This window comes from Nocardioidaceae bacterium (assembly GCA_018672315.1).
In the GTDB taxonomy this organism is placed as follows: domain Bacteria; phylum Actinomycetota; class Actinomycetes; order Propionibacteriales; family Nocardioidaceae; genus TYQ2.
The window spans coordinates 171742-189350 of the sequence record CP076053.1; the positions used below are offsets into that span (position 1 = coordinate 171742).

At 72.1% G+C, this 17609-nt stretch carries 16 protein-coding genes; 5 read left to right on the top strand and 11 right to left on the bottom strand.

All coding sequences use genetic code 11. The annotated features are described in order from the left end of the window. Positions 1–37 precede the first annotated feature (37 nt). Together KLP28_00815 and KLP28_00820 are read left to right on the top strand one after the other, a co-directional pair. Complete coding sequence (locus KLP28_00815; GenBank protein QWC85362.1) at positions 38–1552, top strand: STAS domain-containing protein; 1515 nt, start codon at positions 38–40, stop codon at positions 1550–1552. A 38-nt stretch (positions 1553–1590) separates the two neighbouring features. Next, positions 1591–3810, top strand: a complete 2220-nt coding sequence (locus KLP28_00820; GenBank protein QWC85363.1) for a molybdopterin-dependent oxidoreductase — start codon at positions 1591–1593, stop codon at positions 3808–3810. Here KLP28_00820 and KLP28_00825 read toward each other — a convergent pair. Both KLP28_00825 and KLP28_00830 read right to left on the bottom strand, forming a co-directional pair. Further along, positions 3799–4992, bottom strand: coding sequence for a hypothetical protein (locus KLP28_00825; GenBank protein ID QWC85364.1), 1194 nt, complete (start codon positions 4990–4992; stop codon positions 3799–3801). The two genes, KLP28_00820 and KLP28_00825, sit on opposite strands and share 12 nt — an antisense overlap. Continuing rightward, positions 4989–5327 (bottom strand): PadR family transcriptional regulator, encoded by a 339-nt coding sequence (locus KLP28_00830; protein ID QWC85365.1) that lies wholly within the window; start codon positions 5325–5327, stop codon positions 4989–4991. The genes KLP28_00825 and KLP28_00830 overlap by 4 nt, the downstream gene beginning before the upstream one ends. Positions 5328–5544: 217 nt before the next feature. On the opposite strand from KLP28_00830, the gene KLP28_00835 reads away from it, so the two are divergent. Then, the gene (locus tag KLP28_00835; GenBank protein QWC85366.1) at positions 5545–6207 is read left to right on the top strand and encodes a hypothetical protein; all 663 of its coding nucleotides are present in this window, start codon (positions 5545–5547) and stop codon (positions 6205–6207) included. A 92-nt stretch (positions 6208–6299) separates the two neighbouring features. Continuing rightward, positions 6300–7004, top strand: a complete 705-nt coding sequence (locus tag KLP28_00840) for a spermidine synthase (protein QWC85367.1) — start codon at positions 6300–6302, stop codon at positions 7002–7004. On the opposite strand, the gene KLP28_00845 is transcribed toward KLP28_00840, so the two are convergent. Beyond that, complete coding sequence (locus KLP28_00845; GenBank protein ID QWC85368.1) at positions 7005–7931, bottom strand: NAD(P)-dependent oxidoreductase; 927 nt, start codon at positions 7929–7931, stop codon at positions 7005–7007. Positions 7932–7983: 52 nt separating this feature from the next. Further along, positions 7984–8814, bottom strand: a complete 831-nt coding sequence (locus KLP28_00850; protein ID QWC85369.1) for an SDR family oxidoreductase — start codon at positions 8812–8814, stop codon at positions 7984–7986. 178 nt (positions 8815–8992) lie between these two features. On the opposite strand from KLP28_00850, the gene KLP28_00855 reads away from it, so the two are divergent. Then, entirely contained in the window at positions 8993–9529 is a 537-nt protein-coding gene (locus KLP28_00855; GenBank protein ID QWC85370.1) for a DUF1990 domain-containing protein, read from the top strand. On the opposite strand, the gene KLP28_00860 is transcribed toward KLP28_00855, so the two are convergent. The 7 genes from KLP28_00860 to nusA form a co-directional block, all read right to left on the bottom strand. Further along, positions 9510–10562 (bottom strand): hypothetical protein, encoded by a 1053-nt coding sequence (locus KLP28_00860; protein QWC85371.1) that lies wholly within the window; start codon positions 10560–10562, stop codon positions 9510–9512. The two genes, KLP28_00855 and KLP28_00860, sit on opposite strands and share 20 nt — an antisense overlap. A gap of 77 nt (positions 10563–10639) precedes the next feature. Beyond that, positions 10640–11608 (bottom strand): bifunctional riboflavin kinase/FAD synthetase, encoded by a 969-nt coding sequence (locus tag KLP28_00865; protein ID QWC85372.1) that lies wholly within the window; start codon positions 11606–11608, stop codon positions 10640–10642. 73 nt (positions 11609–11681) lie between these two features. Next, entirely contained in the window at positions 11682–12602 is a 921-nt protein-coding gene (gene truB / locus KLP28_00870) for a tRNA pseudouridine(55) synthase TruB (GenBank protein ID QWC85373.1), read from the bottom strand. Between the two features lie 8 nt (positions 12603–12610). Beyond that, the gene (rbfA, locus tag KLP28_00875; protein ID QWC85374.1) at positions 12611–13069 is read right to left on the bottom strand and encodes a 30S ribosome-binding factor RbfA; all 459 of its coding nucleotides are present in this window, start codon (positions 13067–13069) and stop codon (positions 12611–12613) included. A 92-nt stretch (positions 13070–13161) separates the two neighbouring features. Beyond that, on the bottom strand, positions 13162–16065 hold the full coding sequence (gene infB / locus KLP28_00880; protein QWC85375.1) for a translation initiation factor IF-2: 2904 nt from the start codon (positions 16063–16065) through the stop codon (positions 13162–13164). Positions 16066–16207: 142 nt separating this feature from the next. After that, positions 16208–16555, bottom strand: coding sequence for a YlxR family protein (locus KLP28_00885; GenBank protein QWC85376.1), 348 nt, complete (start codon positions 16553–16555; stop codon positions 16208–16210). A gap of 72 nt (positions 16556–16627) precedes the next feature. Then, a complete protein-coding gene (gene nusA / locus KLP28_00890; protein ID QWC85377.1) occupies positions 16628–17608 on the bottom strand; it encodes a transcription termination/antitermination protein NusA in 981 nt (326 codons plus the stop codon). Between the last annotated feature and the right edge of the window lies 1 nt (position 17609).

A 17609-nucleotide genomic window follows, 5' to 3' on the forward strand; every position in this document is an offset into this window, starting at 1 on the left:
ACGCACGCCAATCGTCGTCCGTGGGAAGGTGTCGGCCGTGGCCCGACCCGCGTTGCCCCCGCCGCCGACCGGGGCCGACGCGTTGGCGGCGCTGAACGTCGCGCTCATCCTCGTCCCACAGAGTCTCGCGTACGCCACGATCGCGGGTCTGGACCCCGTGTACGGCCTGTACGCCGCGGTCGCCGCACCGATCGCCGGTGCGCTGGTCGGGTCCTCGCCGTACCTGCAGACCGGCCCGGTGGCCGTCACGAGCCTGCTCACCTTCGGTGCCCTGGCGCCCCTGGCGGAGCCGACGAGCGCCCGGTTCGCGGCGCTGGCAGCGGCGCTCGCCGTGCTCGTCGGCCTCGTCCGTGTCGTGATCGGTCTCGTGCGCGCGGGTCCGATCGCGTTCCTGATGAGCCAGCCGGTTCTCGTGAGCTTCACGAGCGCCGCGGCCGTGCTCATCATCGCCACCCAGGTGCCGGGACTCGTCGGACTGGACACCGACGCCCGCAACCCGCTGCTCGGTGCCCTCGAGGTGATGGCACAGCCCACGGCGTGGCGGATCGACGCGCTGGTGCTCGGTCTCGCGGCCTTCGTCGTGCTGCTCGGCGGCCGCGCGGTGTCATCGTTCTTCCCCGGTGCCCTCGTCGCCGTCGTGGCGACCACGGCGTACGCAGCGCTCGCCGACTACGGCGGTGCCACGGTCGGCGAGGTGAGCCTCGACTGGGCGTTGCCGCGTGGCATCGCTCCGGCGGACGTGGTCGGTCTCCTCGTGCCTGCTGCCATCATCGCCGTGGTCGGCTTCGCCGAGCCCGCCTCGATCGCCCGCAAGTTCGCCGCCCAGGACCGGCGTCGCTGGGACGCGGACCGAGAGTTCGTCGGCCAGGGCCTGGCCAACCTGGCCTCGGGGGTCGCCGGCGGCTTCCCGGTCGGAGGGTCCTTCTCCAGGACGGCGCTCAACCGGCTCGCCGGAGCCCGCACCCGGTGGTCGGGGGCCCTCACCGGCGTGGTCGTGCTGCTCGCGCTGCCCTTCGTCGGACTGCTCGAGCAGCTGCCCGTGGCCGCCCTGTCGGGCCTCGTCATCGCGGCTGTGGTCAACCTGGTCGACGTCCGGGCGCCACGGCGCTACTGGGGCTGGTCGAAGCCGCAGTTCGCCGTCGGCACCGTCACCGCTGTCGCGACCCTCGTCCTGGCTCCACGGGTCGACCTCGGGGTGCTCGTCGGGGTCGGCTCCGCACTGGCGGTGCACCTGTGGCGCGAGGCCCGCGTCCAGGTGCCGACCGAGGTGCAGGGCGACACCTTGCACATCCGTCCCGCAGGCATCCTGTACTTCGTCTCCGCCCCGATGGTCGAGGCCGTGCTCGACTCCGCGATTGCCGACCACCCCGCGGTCGACCACGTCGTGGTGCACCTCGACCGGGTGGGTCGCCTCGACGTCAGCGGTGTGCTGACGCTCCAGACCCTGGTCGAGCGGGCGTACGACGGTGGTTGCACGGTGCGCTTCAGCGGCGGAGCCCTGCGGCACCGTGCGCTCATCGGTCGGATGCTCGGCGAGGACGTGCTGGGCTGAGGCGGCCACACCTGCGCCACGGGTGCGAGGATCGGACGATGAGTACCGCCACGTCCTCCGAGCAGCCCACGCCGCCCGTGCAGTCCGGCTCGCATCCCACCCGCACCGTGCACGGGGTCTGCAACCTGTGCGAGGCCATCTGCGGTCTGCTGCTCACCGTCGAGGACCGCCCGCGCACCGAGGGCGGGCCTCACGTCACCGGCGTACGCGGCAACCCTGACGACCCGCTCTCCCGAGGCCACATCTGCCCCAAGGGCGTCGCGCTGCCCGACATCCACGCCGACCCGGACCGCCTCCGCCGCCCCGTCAAGCGCGTGGGCGAGGGTGACGACGCCACCTGGGTCGAGATCGACTGGGACGAGGCCCTCGACATCGCCGCCGACGCCATCGCCTCCACCGTCAACGCCCACGGCGACGACGCCCTCGCGCTCTACCTCGGCAACCCCAACGTGCACTCGCTCGGTGCCATGACGCACGGCACCGCCTTCGCCGGTTCGTTCCGCACCCGCAACAAGCACTCCGCGACCAGCGTCGACCAGCTGCCGCTGCAGCTCGCCTGCTACCTGATGTACGGCCACCAGTTCCTCATCCCGGTGCCCGACATCGACCGCACGAGCTTCTTCCTGGTCTTCGGTGGCAACCCGATGGCCTCGAACGGGTCCCTGATGACGGTGCCGGACTTCCCCGGCCGGCTGCGCGAGCTGAAGGCTAGCGGCGGCCGGATGGTCGTGCTCGACCCACGGCGCACCGAGACCGCGAAGGTCGCCGACGAGCACCACTTCGTACGCCCCGGCACCGACGCCTGGGTGCTGCTCGCCATGCTCCACACGCTGTTCGCCGAGGGCCTCGCCACACCTCCGGCCTGGGTCGACGGCGTGGGTGAGGTGCGTGAGGCCGTGGAGTCGTGGACTCCCGAGCTCGCCGAGCAGGTCTCCCGCGTCCCGGCCGCGGACATCCGACGCCTTACCCGCGACCTCGCGTCCGCCGACGGCGGTGCGGCGTACGGACGCCTGGGCATCTCCACCCAGGAGTTCGGCCTGGTCTGCCAGTGGGCGGTGCAGTGCCTCAACGTCCTCACCGGCAACCTCGACTCCCCCGGCGGCACCATGCTCACCAAGCCCCTGGTCGACGTCGTCGACTGGGGTCTGCTGCACCGCGGAGGGTTCGCGCGACGTCGCAGCCGGGTGCGCGAGCTGCCCGAGTTCGGCGGTGAGCTGCCCGTCTCCGCGCTGGCTGAGGAGATCGAGACGCCGGGCAAGGGTCAGGTGCGCGCCCTGATCACCTCGGCGGGCAACCCGGTGCTCTCCACGCCGGACGGCGCGCGCCTCGCCGAGGCGATCGAGGGCCTCGACCACCTGGTCGCGGTCGACATCTACCTCAACGAGACCACCCGGCACGCCGATGTCGTGCTGCCCCCGACCACGGCGCTGGAGCGCGACCACTACGACCTCGTGTTCCAGGCCCTCGCCGTGCGCGACACGGCTCGCTTCACCCCGGCGGTGCTGCCCAAGCCCGACGACGCCCGCCACGACTGGGAGATCTTCCGCGACCTCTTCGCGCGGGTGCAGCAACGGCTGGACCGGCCGATGCCGCGGCGACGACGCCTGGCGACCCGGGCCCGCCTCGCGCTCTCCCCCGCCTTCTCGATCGCCACCCTGCTGCGCCTCAAGCGCGCCTCGGTGCTGATGAGCGACCTGCGCAAGAACCCCGCGGGTGTCGACCTCGGGCCGCTGAAGCCGCAGCTCCCGGAGCGGCTCGCGACGAAGGACAGGCGCGTACGCCTCGCGCCGGCACCGGTCATGGACGATCTTTCCCGCCTGCGCGCCGTCAGCGACGAGCGTGAGGCCGCCGGCGAGGACCACGGACTCGTCCTGATCGGCCGCCGGCACCAGCGCGACAACAACTCCTGGATGCACAACCAGGAGCGGCTCACCCGGGGCAGGCCCCGCCACCAGCTGTTCGTCCACCCGGAGGACCTGGTCGCGCGCGACCTCGAGGACGGGCAGCGCGTACGCGTCACCTCGGCCGTCGGCGCCGTCGAGGTCGAGGTCAGAGCCACCGACGAGGTCATGCGCGGGGTCGTCTCCCTCCCCCACGGGTACGGCCACGCCCGCCACGGCACACCGCAGCAGCGCGCCGCCGGTGTGCCCGGGGTGTCCATCAACGACCTGACCGACCCCGCCAGACTCGACGTCGCGTCCGGCAACGCGGTGCTCAGCGGCGTACCGGTCGAGGTGGTGGCCGCCTCACCCGCGTGAGGCGCCTCGACCCTGCTCCTGCCCTCGGGCCGGCCCCTCGCGCTGCTCCCGAGCGTCGGCCCGGCCGCTCGCCACTGCTTCCTGCAGGGCCGCGAGCTCGGCCGCGTCCACCGCGACCTCGTCCGGACCGAGGACGGTCGACGGCGCGATGCCGTCGACCTGCACCGGTGAGAGCTGCGCGTACGGCGCGCCGGGCACCTGCACCGGACCGAGCTCCCGGCGGCTGCCGAATCCGCGCCGCTCGACCTGGCGCACGGGCAGCGGGAAGACGTTGCGCTGCACCACCTCACCGTTGCGCCATCCCGAGGAGATGAAGCGGCCGTCCCCGTCGCCTCGCACGCGCGTCGCCACGACGTCGAGGGGCCGACCGGCCTGGTCGACGAGCTGCACACCGACCAGCGGCGTGCCGTCGGCGGCGTAGGCGAACACCTGCCGCACCTCCTCGTCACCCAGCCAGAGACCCTCGCGGGACACGTCGTACGCCCCGGGGCCGTAGACGGTGCCGTAGGTGGCGACGTCGTGGAGCTGGTCCGACGACAGCGCCGAGCCCAGCACGTACGGCAGCGCGACGAGGACGCCGAGCGTGTTCGCGGCGAGGATGCCGCGCCGCGACCACGTCCTGACCCCCGGACGCACGCTGCGCGCCCCGGGCCAGCGACCACGACCAATCTGCACGCTCAGGACGACGGCGGCCACCAGGGCAGCGAGGCTCACCACGGGGTTGCCGAGCGAGGGCAGCAGGCTGAGGTACTCCCACGGACCGACGAGCACGTCGACCAGCTGCAGACCGATCCAGGCGCGCAGCACCCACCACGCCGGGCGGATCGAGGCCAGGAACGACGCGGTGGCCGCTCCGGTCGGGGTGCGCAGCGCGGCGTCGACACGGTCCCGCCACTGCTGCCCCGCACCCGCAGCGCGTACGCGGCCGAGGCGTCGCCGACGCGTGACCTCGGCCGGCAGCCCGGCGGCGGCCCGCAGCTCGGCGGCGTACGAGGCCGGGTCCTCCAGCACGGCCGGACCCTGCTCGGCGACCTGCTCGGAGAGATCGGCGGCGAGCCCGTCGGTCAGCTCCTCGCGCGTCTCGGGATCGAGATCGCCGAGGTGCTCACGCACCTCCGCCACGAAACGGAGGGCACCCGAGGCACGAAGGGCCGAGACATCGAGGGCGAGGGTGTCGTTCATCGGGCCTCCTGGGCACGCGAGTTGCCGAGCAGGCGCTCGACGGAGTGGGAGAAGTGCGACCAGTCGTCGTGCTGCCGCTTGAGCTGGTCACGACCGACGGCGGTGATGCCGTAGTACTTGCGGTGGGGGCCGGACTCGGACGGCACCACGTAGGAGGTCAGCGCCCCGGCACCGAAGAGACGGCGCAGCGTGCCGTACACCGAGGCCTCCCCCACCTCCTCGAGACCGGACTCGCGAAGGCGGCGCACGATGTCGTAGCCGTAGCCGTCCTCCGCGTCCACGACGGCCAGCACGGCCAGGTCGAGCACGCCGCGGAGCAGTTGCGTCTGATCCATGCGAGGGACGGTACTCCGCGAGCCGGGATACCTCGCGACGCGACACACCGGACGGTCGATGCGGAGAAGACCGAGGGAAGGGGCCCAGGCTGAGGGGTCACGCCCGACCCGTCTGGTCCGTTGCCGCATCGTGACCATCCGCACAGTGACGGCGTACGAACCACGATCGTTCAGACACCAGTCCCGCCGTGTCGTGCCGTCCACCGAAGGAAACTCCATGAGCTTCTCGCCCCGTCTCCGCCGCACCGTCGTCGGTGCTGCGTCCGCCAGCCTCCTCGCGTTCCCGCTCGCCGCGTGCGGCGGAGAGGACGGCTCGGACTTCGAGGGCTCGACGCCGGTGGCCTCCATCAGCCCGCTCAGCGCCGGGAAGAACACGCAGATCGCCCTCGACCAGGGCTTTGTCGACGCGCTCGGGCAGCTCGAGCTGACCCCAAAGACGCTGAAGCAGGGCAAGCTGCGCAACGGCACCCTGGTCTTCCCAATCACCGGGGGCAACGTGTCGGTGTTCGACCCCGAGCAGGTCAAGCCCTACGTCGTCGGCTCGGTGGAGCACGACACCTCCGGGCTCCAGCTCGCCGGTGGCGGCACCCGCGTACGCCTGCTGAACTTCACCATCGACCCGGGCGCGTCGAAGGTCTACGCCGACGTGCGCGTCGGCAAGCAGAAGGTCGCCGACCAGGCGTACGTCTTCTTCGCCGACGGCAGCACCCTCGAGCCCGCCGAGGTCGACTCCGAGGCCGGCACCGCCACCCTGACCGGCACCACCGTCAAGATCTCGCCGGTGGCCGCCGACCTGCTGAACTCGACCTTCGGCACCGACGCGGTCAAGCCCGGCCTCGTCGTCGGCACCGCGACGATCACGGCGGGCATCCCCTCCTGATCGTCCCCGCCTGAGCTGCCTCGGCCGGTCCCGTACGCACGGGGCCGGCCGTCGGCGTCTCCGGCACGGCCACAGCGGCGTACGGTCGGCCGATGGGCAGACGACTCGAGGAGCTGGGCAGTGCCGCGACACGGATGGGCCTGCTGACGCTGCGACGTCGCTACGACCCGGCGCTGCGCCAGGACCTCTACGAGGTCAAGCTCGACGACGAGTTCCTCATGTCCAGCGCCTGGACCGTCGCCGAACGTCGCCTGGCCACCGCCGCCCTCGACCAGGTCGACACCGACGGCGGGCTGCGCGTCCTCGTCGGGGGTCTGGGCCTGGGCTACACGGCCCTGGCCGCGCTCGCCGATGAGCGGGTGAGCGACCTCGTCGTCGTCGATGCCCTCGCCGCGATGATCGCCTGGCACCGCGAGGGTCTGCTGCCCGAGGCAGCACCTCTGGTCGAGGGCCCCCGGTGCCGCCTGGTCGAGGCGGACTTCTTCGCGTGGGCACGGGGCGCAACGGAGCTGGACGGGCCCGACGCGTACGACGTGGTGATGCTCGACGTCGACCACTCGCCGCGGCACCTGCTCGACGCCTCGCACGCCGATCTCTACTCGGCTGCAGGCCTGAGGTCCCTGCGTCGCCGTCTCACCGCCGACGGTGTCTTCGCGCTGTGGTCGGACGACCCGCCGGACGACGACCTGCTCGCGGCCGCGCGCACGGTCTTCGACACCGTGCAGGCGGAGGTCGTCAGCTTTCCGAACCCCCTGACCAGGGGACGTTCCACCGCGACGGTCTACGTGGCCCGCTGATCAGCCGAGCCCCGCGCGGAGCTCTGTCAGGGCGTCCTCGAGCGAGACCTTCGGGCTCCAGCCCCAGCCGCGGGCGCGGTCGTTGCGCAAGGTACCTGTCCAGGCGTCGTCGTCGTCCCAGACGGGCTCCTCACCGATCGCCTCGCACACCGCACCGACGTAGTCACGCTGGGTGGCCCGCTCGGCGGTGACGTTGACCGGGGTGCAGCCGCCGGCCACCGGGCCGGTGCCGGCGTCCTCGGCCTCGTCGATGCGCCCGGTCACGACGTCGGCGATCATCGCGGCGAGGTCGTCGACGTGCACCCAGGCGAACGTCTTGTCCGGCACCGCGTGGCGCGCGGACTCCTCCTCGCGCATGCGGTCGGGCAGGATCGTGTTCCAGATCGAGGACTCCGACTCCCCCAGGATCGCCGGGGGCCGCACCAGCGTGCGGGTGATGCCCTCGATCTCCGCGAGCGCGTGGTCGGTGTCGCGCTTCGTCGCGGCGTACGCGTCCTGCTCCTCGGTGCCCTCGGGCACCAGCGCCGACTGCTCGTCGACGTCACCCACACCGGCGACCCGTTCGTAGACGGCGGCCGTCGAGACGTGCACCATGCGCGGCACACCGCAGGCGCTCGCGGCGCGCGCGATGACGGGCGTGCCCTCGACGGCGACGGTGCGCTGGGTCTCGGCGTCGGCGCCGAGCGGGTGGACGGTGGTGACGAGGCCATCGGTCTCGTCGCACACGCGCGCAGCGAAGCGCGCGTCGGCGAAGTCGCCGACCCACTCCTCGATGCCCTCGGCCGAGGGCGCGACGCCCTCCCTGCGGACGACCGCGCGGACGGTCGCGCCCCGCTCGAGCAGGGCGTGGCAGACGGTGGAGCCGACGAGTCCGTTGGCTCCCGTGACGACGACGACGGGGGCGCCTCGATCAGTTGATTCGCTCATGCATCAACCGTGTCCGCGAGCCCGTCACCTCATGCACGCGCCGTGCGACCTCTCAGGACTTCGTACGCCCCTTGAAGTCGTCCATCGAGTTGTGGATGCCGATCTTGTCGGAGATGAAGTCGCGCAGCCGCACCGGGAGGATGCCCTTCATCGTCTCGTTCAGGGCGACCGTCTTCGGCATGATCACCATCGGCTTGCCCGACAGCATGCCGTCCCAGACCTCGGCGCAGACGTCCTCGGGCTCCAGCAGCGGCACCAGCAGCGCGGACTTCGCTCCCTCGAACATGCCCGTCTTGATGTAGTAGGGGCAGACCGTGGTGACCTTGACGTGGTCGTGCCCGGCCTGCTCGAGCTCGAGCCGCACCGAGTCGGAGAAACCGATGGCCGCCCACTTCGACGCGGCGTACACGGCCATCCGGGGGTTCGCCACGAAGCCGGCCGCCGAGGCGATGTTGACGATGCGGGCCTCGCCGCTCTGGGCGATCATCTCGGGCAGGAAGACGCGGGTGACGTACATCGGGGCGAGCGCGTTGATGGCGATCGTCTGCTCGGAGTCCTTGTTGTCCTCCCCGGTCTCCCAGAAGTAGGAGTTGCCGCGCACGATGCCCGCGTTGTTGAACACGACGTGCGGTGCGCCGACCTCGGAGAGGACCTGCGTGCCCGCCTCGGTGACGCGCGCGTTGTCGGAGACGTCGACGTTGTAGGTGTGCAGCTGCGTGCCGCGGCCCGAGAGCCCCTCGGACGTCTCCTTCATCGCCTCGTCGTTGATGTCCCACAGCACCACGTCGGAGGCGCCGCCCTCGACGGCCAGCCGCGCGAAGATCTTGCCCAGTCCCATGCCGCCGCCGGTGATCAGGACCTTCTTGCCGCGCACGTCGTCCACTTGCTCGCCTCTTTCGTCGTCTGCCGGGTGGCGCTCTCGCCGCAGGATGAGCCGCCGTGACGGGTGCCACGGACTGGGGTCACCGTACTGAGCGCAGCACTCCCTGTCTGCCCGCTGCGAGGTTCGCGACACTCCGGCCGTGGGGCCGACGGCCCGACCCGCTGCGTACGCTCCGGACGTGGTCACGACCCTGCCTCCCGCTGCGTCCGCACGGTTGCGTCGGCAGCGACTCACCTACGACACCGTCGGTGCGACGACACCGGGCGGCCCGCCGGTGCCGAGCGGCTGGCACAGCTTCGCCCACGAGCGCGTGCTGGAGCGTCGCGACCTCCAGGACCTCGCCGAGGAGCTGTTCGCCTGGCGGATGCAGGAGCACAGCGGCCTGCGGGCAGCCTCCTCGGAGGTCCCGCTCGTCGAGGGCACCGTCGTCGTGCTCCGCCTGGGGGTCGGGGCCTTGTCGTTGCGCATCCCCTGCCGAGTCGTCGCCGTCCACCGATCGGGCGAGGAGGCGTGGTTCGCGTACGGGACCCTGCCCGGCCACCCCGAGCGCGGCGAGGAGCGGTTCGGCATCCGACGACGCGACGACGGCGCCGTCGTGGCCTACGTCGTGGCCTTCTCCCGGCCGGCGAGCGTGCTCACGCGCCTCGGCGGACCGGCCACCAGGGCCTTCCAGCGCGTGATGGCCCACCGCTACCTCAGGGCGCTCGACCGGTGATCTCGTCCTCCGCCACTCCCTGGTCCGGGTCGCGCTCGTCGGGCTGGTCGTCGGGCTGGTCGTCGGGCTCGTCCACGGAGATGTCGGGAAGGCCCTGCTCCTCACGCAGCTCCAGGTAGGCCGCGCGCACCGCCGTCGCCCGGTCCAGCTCGTCGACCACGGTGCCGAAGAACTCGGCGCGGAAGGTGTCGTCGGTGACGGCGTACACGGTGAAGTACAGCCCCGAGAACGACGAGAGGAACACGCAGACCTGCAGCAGCTCGATCGAGAGGTTCGGCAGCCCACCCCAGGCGGTCAGGCTCTCCTCGGAGGTCCAGGTGGTGGCCACCACGTCGTTCATCGCGATCAGTCCGAAGAGGAACAGGAACGCGAAGATGCCGGCCGCGACGAGGAGCACCTGCACGAACTGCGTCAGCAGCAGCACCAGCATCAGGTTGAGCCGTTCGTACTGGCGCAGCGAGGTCACCGACCCCAGGTCGACGCCCTGCGCCTCGAGGCGGCGCGCCTGCTCCTCCATCGGCGTCCCGACGCACGCCCGCGCGACGGCCTCGGACTCGTAGGTGTGGTCGACCCGGTCGATCTCGGCGGGGATCGAGGTCAGGAAGAACGCGACCCCGACGACCGCGAAGAGCAGCACGACCAGCCACAGGGCGCCGCCGTCGAGGTTGGCCGAGAGCTGCCACACCTCGGCGTTGACGAACAGGAACGTCACGAACACCAGCAGCAGCGGCAGCGCACGCGTGATGGTCGGGATCAGCTGCCTGATCGAGCCGATGATGCGCCTGCCCGCCCAGGTCACGATGGGTCGCGCCCGAAGCGACGTGAGCGCGTAGAAGACCGCGGCCACGACGATGATCTGGGTCAGTGTCGCGGGCAGGAACGACAGGCTGCTGCGTACGAAGCTCAGCGCGGCCCCACCCGAGACGCCCAGCAGCGCCACCGCCAGCACCAGGGGAGCCAGGCGTCGCGGGGTCAGCGCCTTGCGGGCCTCGGCCCGTTCGGAGGGGACGAAGTAGGGCAGTCCGTTCTTCACGAACCACTTCTCGGTCGCCTGGATCGCGTCCGCCGGCTGCGACCTCCAGCGACCGCCGAGCCGCGGCGTCCCCCGGCTCATCGTTCGTGCCCGGCCGGGTGGTCGGTGGGATCGAGTCCCAGTGCCTGTCGCGTGCGTGCCACGTCGCCGGCCATCGCCTCGAGCAGCTCCTCGACCCCGTCGAAGCGAGCCATGCCGCGCACCTTCTGAACCATCTCGACGGTGACGGTGCGGTCGTAGAGCTCGAGGTCGTCGCGGTCCAGCACGTACGCCTCGACACGACGCTCACGCTCACCCTCGAACGTGGGGTTCGTGCCGACGCTGACGGCCGCGGGCAGCGGTCGGTCCTCCACGCCGTGGAGCCACCCGGCGTACACCCCGTCGGCCGGCACCGCGCCCGAGGCGGCGACGTTGGCGGTGGGGTAGCCGAGGTCGCGGCCGCGCTGGTCACCCCGCTCGACGGGTCCGGTCACGGTGACCGGACGACCCAGCGCCTCGGCCGCACCCGTGACGTCACCCGCGGCCAGGCACGTACGCACGTAGGTCGAGGACCACACCTGTGGCCCACCGTCGAGGTCGACGGCCTCGACGACGAAGTCGTGCGTGGCTCCCAGCTCGACCAGGGTCGCGGTGTCACCCGAGGCCTTGCGACCGAAGCGGAAGTTCGCGCCGACGACGACAGCGGCGGCGTGCAGCGTGTCGACGAGGATCTCCTCGACGAAGCGTTCCGGCGAGTACGCCGCCAGGTCCTTCGTGAAGGGCACGGCGAGCACGTCGTCGACCCCGGCGTCGTGGAGCAGCGTCGCGCGCTCGTCGATGCGCGTCAGCTGCACCGGCGCATGGTCCGGTCGCAGCACGGCGAACGGGTGCGGGTCGAAGGTCACCGCGACGACACGAGGCACACCGACGTCGGTCGCCACCGCCCGCGCTCGGCGTACGACAGCCCGGTGCCCGCGGTGCACGCCGTCGAAGTTGCCGATCGTGACGACGGTGCGTCCGAGCTCGGTGGCCCCGGGCACCTCCTCGAGGTCTCGCCACAGCTGCATCGCAGGTCTTCTCCTCCGGTCGGCACCTGGCCAGGCACCTGGCCAGGCGCGGGGGCCGCGCCACCCGCCGGGGTCAGCCTACGAACACCGCGACGGGACGCGCCTCCGGTTCCCCCTCGGGCGTGAGGTGACGCGCGTAGAGGGCGAGGAAGTCCCCGTCCGGCGCGAAGACCGCCGTGGTCTCGTCGTGGCCGAGGTCGAGGCCCAACCGCCGACCCACGCGTACGGCTGCTGCCTGCTCGGTGTCGAGGTCCAGCGCCGGGAAGGCCGCGCGAGTGGCCCGGGCCATCGTCAGCACCGGGAGCGGGTCGTCCGCCTCGCGCAGCGCGCCGAGCGCGTCGAGCGTGTGGGCGTCCTCGAGCGCGAAGGGGCCGAGTGTCGTACGCCGCAGGGCGGTGAGGTGACCGCCGACCCCGAGCCCGAACCCGAGGTCCCTCGCCAGCGACCGCACGTAGAAGCCGGAGGAGACACGGACGGTCACGTCGACGTCGGTGAACAGCTCGACGCGGCGGACGTCGTGCACCGTCATCTCGTGCACGGTGACCTCACGCGCCTCGAGCGCGACCTGCTCGCCGTCGCGGACGCGTTGGTGGGCACGCTTGCCGTCGACCTTGATCGCCGACACCGCCGCCGGCACCTGCGGCTGGGTGCCCCGGAACGTCTCGAGCCGGGCACGCACGTCGGCCTCGGCCAGGTGGCTCGTGTCGCCGGCGCCCAGCGAGAGGCCCTCGGCGTCGTCCGTCGTCGTGGACTCGCCGAGCCTGATCGTCGCCCGGTAGCTCTTCTCCCCCAGCGCCAGGTGTCCCAGCAGCCGGGTGGCACGGCCGACCCCGACGACGAGGAGACCTGTGGCCATCGGGTCGAGCGTGCCGGCGTGACCCACCTTGCGGGTGCCGGCCAGGCGGCGCATCCGGGCGACGACGTCGTGGGAGGTCCAGCCGGCGGGCTTGTCGACGACGACCAGGCCCGGTGTCGGCTCGGGTCGGGAGGCCATGCCGGCGATCAGTCCTCGTCGGGGTCGTCGAGGTCGTCGAAGTCGTCGTCGGCATGGGGCTTGCGGTACGGGTCCGGCTCGCCGGCGTACGCCGCCCCCGCCACCTCGGCGGCTCGCGCCGCGTCGGACTCGCGGACACGGCTCAGCAGGTCCTCGATCTGCCGGGCGTTCTCCGGCAGCGCGTCGGCGACGAACTCCAGCGTCGGCACCGTGCGGGTGCCGAGCTGGCTGCCGACCTCCTTGCGGATGACGCCCTTGGCCGAGGCCAGGGCGACCTCGGTGCCGGCGCGGTCGGCGTCCTCGCCGAGCACCGTGTAGAAGATCGTGGCGTGCTGGCCGTCGCCGGAGACGCGTACGTCGGTCACGGTGACGAACCCGAGTCGCGGGTCCTTGACGCGGCGCTCGAGCATCTCGGCGACGATGACCTTGATGCGGTCGGCGATGCGGCGTACGCGTGGGTTGCTCATGAGTTCTTCCTATCTGACGTCAGACGGTGCTGACCGGCACGGCCGGCCCGCCCCTGTCGGGACGGGCCGGCCGTTGCGGAGACGATCCCGGCTCAGGAGCGCGGGATTTCCTTCATCTCGAAGGCTTCGACGATGTCGCCTTCCTTGATGTCCTGGAAGTTGCGGAGCACGAGACCGCACTCGAACCCTTCCCGGACCTCGGACACGTCGTCCTTCTCGCGGCGCAGGGACGCCAGGTCGAGGTTGTCGGCCACGACGTTGCCGTCGCGCACCACCCTGACCTTGGCGTTGCGTCGGATGGTGCCGCTGGTGACCATGCAACCCGCGATGTTGCCGAGGCGGCTGGAGCGGAAGATCGCACGGATCTCCGCCTGGCCCAGCGTCTGCTCCTCGTACTCGGGCTTGAGCATGCCCTTGAGCGCCGCCTCGATCTCCTCGATGGCGTTGTAGATGACCGAGTAGTACCGGATCTCCACACCCTCGCGGTCGGCCAGCTCCGTCGCCTTGCCCTGGGGCCGGACGTTGAAGCCGATGATGATCGCGTCGGAGGCCGCCGCGAGCATCACGTTGGTCTCGGTGATCGCACCGACACCGCGGTCGATGACGCGCAGGTTGACGTCGTCGCCGACGTCGATCTTGGCCAGCGAGTCCTCCAGCGCCTCGACCGAACCGGACACGTCGCCCTTGAGGATGAGGTTGAGCTCCTGGTTGTCGCCCGCCTCCATGGAGGCCATGAAGTCCTCGAGCGTACGACGCACCCGGCGCTGCGCCTGCAGCGCTGCGCGCTCACGGGCCTCACGCTTCTCGGCGATCTGACGGGCCACGCGGTCGTCCTCGACCACGATGAAGTTCTGACCCGCGCCCGGCACACCGGACAGACCCAGCACCATCGCGGGACGCGACGGGTCGGCCTCCTCGATGTTGTTGCCGAACTCGTCGAGCATGGCACGGACGCGGCCGTGGGCCGGACCGGCGACCAACGAGTCGCCGACCCGCAGCGTGCCGCGCTGCACCAGCACCGTGGCGACCGGACCGCGACCGCGGTCCAGGTGCGCCTCGACGACTAGACCCTGGGCGTCCTGCTCGGGGTTGGCCCGCAGGTCCAAGGAGGCGTCCGTGGTGAGCACGATCGCCTCGAGCAGGCTGTCGAGGTTCTGCATGCCCTTGGCGGAGACGTCGACGAACATCGTGTCGCCGCCGTACTCCTCGGGCACCAGGCCGTACTCCGTCAGCTGACCGCGCACCTTGGTCGGGTCGGCCTCCGGCAGGTCGATCTTGTTGACCGCGACCACGATCGGCACGCCGGCCGCCTGCGCGTGGTTGAGCGCCTCGACCGTCTGCGGCATGACGCCGTCGTTGGCGGCGACGACCAGCACGGCGATGTCGGAGCTCTTCGAGCCGCGGGCACGCATCGCGGTGAACGCCTCGTGACCCGGGGTGTCGATGAAGGTGATGCGACGCTCGTCGCCCTCGACCTCCGTCGCCACCTGGTAGGCCCCGATGTGCTGGGTGATGCCACCGGCCTCCTTGTCGACCACGTTGGCCGACCGGAGCGCGTCCAGCAGCTTGGTCTTGCCGTGGTCGACGTGACCCATGACCGTGACGACCGGGGGCCGTGCCGCGAGGTCCTCCTCGTCGCCCTCGTCCTCACCGAACTCCAGGTCGAAGGACTCGAGCAGCTCGCGGTCCTCGTCCTCGGGGGAGACGACCTGCACGACGTAGTTGAGCTCCTCGCCGAGCAGCTCGAGCGTCGCGTCGTTGACCGACTCGGTCGCGGTGACCATCTCACCGAGGTGGAACAGCATCTGCACCAGCGAGGCCGCATCGACGCCGATCTTCTCGGCGAAGTCCGTCAGCGAGGAGCCGCGGGCGAGACGCACGGTCTCGCCGTTGCCCTTGCGGACGCGTACGCCGCCGATCGTCGGCGCCTCCATCTGCTCGAACTCCTGGCGGCGTGCACGACGCGACTTGCGGCCACGGCGCGGCGGGCCGCCGGGACGACCGAAGGCGCCCTGCGTGGACCCGCGACCGCCGGGGCGGCCGCGTCCGGGGGGACCACCGCCGGGACGACCCGGAGCACCACCGGGACCGCCGGGGCGGCCGGGGGCTCCGCGGCCCGGGGCTCCGGGCCGGCCCCGGCCGGGGGCAGGCTTGGCGCCCGGACCCGACCCGAAGGCCGCCGGGGACTTCGGCATCATGCCGGGGTTGGGGCGGGGCATGCCGGGGGCGCCGCCCCGGCCGGCCGGCGGCCGCGGCGGACGGTTGCCGTCCGCAGCACCGGCACCCGCGCCGGTCCCGGTGCCCGCGTCGTCACGCGGAGGCTGGGGTGCCGGACGTCGACCCATGCCCTGGGCGGGCGCGAACGGGTTGTTGCCCGGACGCGGCGCGCCCGGACGTCCGCCGCCTCCACCGCCGGGGCGCTGGGAGCCGCCGGGTCGGGGAGCCGCCCCGGGGCGACCCTGCGACGGGTTCGCCGAGCGAGGCGCGTTGCCCGTGCCGCCGGTCGGACCGGAGGGACGGGGGCCCGGACGACCGGGGGTCGCCGAGGGACGCGGGGTGTCGGTACCCGCCGACGCAGCCGGGGCTGCGGGGGCCTCGGGAGCCGTCGGCGCGTCCGTCGACTCGGGAGCCTGCGAGGGCTGCGGCGCCTGGGGCGACGGCGCAGGCCTGGGGGCGGCCGGGGTGCTCGGCTGCTCGGTGGGCGCCGGAGCTGCGGCGGCCGGCGAGGTCGGGCTCGGCGTCGGCTTCGGGGTCGGCTTCGGCGTCGCCGACGCGGTCTTCGCGGCGGGCTTGGGCGCATCGGCGGGCGCGTCCGCGCCACCACCGGCGGCCTTGAGCTCGGCGCCGTAGGCCTTCTTGAACTTCATCTCGACGGGCGGCTCGACAGTCGACGACGCCGACTTGACGAACTCCCCCATCTCTTTCAGCTTCTCGAGAACGAACTTGCTCTCGACTCCGAACTCCTTGGCGAGTTCGTGAACGCGGGTCTTGGCCACAATTCTCCTTCTGGCCCGAGCCCCGCTTGGGGTGGTCCCCGGACCGTTAGTGGTGGTGCAAACTCATCGGGAAGTACTCATCGAGTGCTCATGAGCTGCTGCTCCAGTCTCAGGTCGGCGGCCCCGGCGGGGCCGCTCACGGTCACTGTCCTTGCTGATCCTGCTGGTCTCGCGGGTCGTGCTGGTCCTGCTGCCGGGCGAGGTGCGCGAGCACCGGATCCGGGTCCAGACCACCCGGGACGCGCAGGGCGCGTCCGAGGGCCCGTCTGCGGACCGCCAGGTCGAGGCACTCCTGGGTGGGGTGCAGGTGTGCACCCCGCCCGGGGGCGGTGCGCGTCGGGTCGGGCACCGCACGGGCGTCCGATCCGGCGACCACCCTCAGGAGGTCCCGACGGGGAGCCTTCTCGCGACAGCCGATGCACGTGCGGACCGGCCCTCCTGCAGAGGTCCTGCCCGCGCTCGGTGCACGGTCGACGCTGTCCTGCCCCACCACGACACACCTTACCGCTTGCCGGGCCCACGACCGAACCCGCGTGGCGGGGGTCCGTACGGCCCGGACCGCTCAGGCGTCGCCGGCGGGCGCCTCGTCGGAGCGGATGTCGATGCGCCACCCGGTCAGCCGCGCCGCCAGCCGTGCGTTCTGGCCCTCCTTGCCGATCGCCAGGGACAGCTGGAAGTCGGGCACGACGACGCGGGCCGCCTTGGCGGAGGCGTCGACGACCGTCGAGGAGACCGTGCGCGCCGGGCTCAGCGCGTTCGCCACGTACGTCGCGGGGTCGTCGTGCCAGTCGACGATGTCGATCTTCTCGCCCTGGAGCTCGGCCATGACGTTGCGTACGCGCTGGCCCATCGGCCCGATGCACGACCCCTTCGGGTTCACCCCGGGCACCGTGCCGCGAACGGCGATCTTGGTGCGGTGGCCGGCCTCGCGGGCGACCCCCATGATCTCGACCGACCCGTCGGCGATCTCCGGCACCTCCAAGGCGAAGAGCTTGCGCACGAGCACCGGGTGGGACCGCGACAGGGTCACCTGCGGGCCCTTGGTGCCTCGGCGGACGCTCACGACGAGCGCCTTCAGGCGCGTGCCGTGGGAGTAGTCCTCGCCGGGCACCCGCTCGGCGGCCGGCATCATCGCCTCGAGCTTGCCGAGGTCGACGAGCACGTCGGCGGGGTTGCGACCCTGCTGCACCGTGCCGGAGACGATGTCGCCCTCGCGGCCGGAGAACTCCCCGAAGGTCAGGTCGTCCTCGGCGTCGCGCAGACGCTGCAGCATGATCTGCCGCGCCGTGGTCGCGGCGATGCGACCGAACCCGGCGGGGGTGTCGTCGAACTCCCCCAGCACGTTGCCCTCGGGGTCGAGCTCGGCGGCGTACACCGTCACGTGTCCCGAGCTGCGGTCCAGCTCGACCCGGGCGCGCTCCGCGGCCCCCTCGCCCTTCTCGTAGGCGGTGAGCAGAGCCTGCTCGATCGCCGCGCACGCGACCTCGAAGCTGATCCCCTTCTCGCGCTCCAGGGCGCGGAGAAGGCTCATGTCGATGTCCATC

Bases quoted from the DNA above. Each gene is read 5' to 3' on its own strand.
- KLP28_00820 (QWC85363.1), top strand. From the start codon at position 1,591: ATGAGTACCGCCACGTCCTCCGAGCAGCCCACGCCGCCCGTGCAGTCC.
- KLP28_00825 (QWC85364.1), bottom strand. From the start codon at position 4,992: ATGAACGACACCCTCGCCCTCGATGTCTCGGCCCTTCGTGCCTCGGGT.
- KLP28_00830 (QWC85365.1), bottom strand. From the start codon at position 5,327: ATGGATCAGACGCAACTGCTCCGCGGCGTGCTCGACCTGGCCGTGCTG.
- KLP28_00835 (QWC85366.1), top strand. From the start codon at position 5,545: ATGAGCTTCTCGCCCCGTCTCCGCCGCACCGTCGTCGGTGCTGCGTCC.
- KLP28_00840 (QWC85367.1), top strand. From the start codon at position 6,300: ATGGGCAGACGACTCGAGGAGCTGGGCAGTGCCGCGACACGGATGGGC.
- KLP28_00845 (QWC85368.1), bottom strand. From the start codon at position 7,931: ATGAGCGAATCAACTGATCGAGGCGCCCCCGTCGTCGTCGTCACGGGA.
- KLP28_00865 (QWC85372.1), bottom strand. From the start codon at position 11,608: ATGCAGCTGTGGCGAGACCTCGAGGAGGTGCCCGGGGCCACCGAGCTC.
- truB (QWC85373.1), bottom strand. From the start codon at position 12,602: ATGGCCTCCCGACCCGAGCCGACACCGGGCCTGGTCGTCGTCGACAAG.
- rbfA (QWC85374.1), bottom strand. From the start codon at position 13,069: ATGAGCAACCCACGCGTACGCCGCATCGCCGACCGCATCAAGGTCATC.
- nusA (QWC85377.1), bottom strand. From the start codon at position 17,608: ATGGACATCGACATGAGCCTTCTCCGCGCCCTGGAGCGCGAGAAGGGG.